1 pseudogene is annotated in these 242 nt (G+C 60.7%); it reads right to left on the bottom strand.

Annotated features, from left to right (window positions below):
- Window positions 1–242 (bottom strand): annotated as a pseudogene (locus KUG43_RS16740) (acyltransferase family protein); the annotation flags it as partial.

The raw sequence follows: 242 nt of genomic DNA, 5'->3' as shown, positions 1-242 counted from the left end.
TAGCCGATCCCCACCATCAGCAGCGGAAACACCAGGTAGAACTGCTGCTCCACACCCAGCGACCAGGTGTGCAGAAATGGGTTCAGGTCCGCATCCCGGGCGAAGTAATCCAGCTGACCCATCAGGTAGTTGTTCGACCAGCCGAACAGCGCCTTCAGGGCCACGATGAAATACGAGCCGCTCTCCAAAGGCGGAATCAGCAGCGCCACACCCAGGCTCGTCACCCCCAGGCACACCAGCAG

Origin of the sequence: Synechococcus sp. CCY 0621 (assembly GCF_019038465.1) — a bacterium.
Lineage (GTDB): Bacteria > Cyanobacteriota > Cyanobacteriia > PCC-6307 > Cyanobiaceae > Cyanobium.
This window is presented reverse-complemented; position numbering and strand designations above follow the sequence as displayed.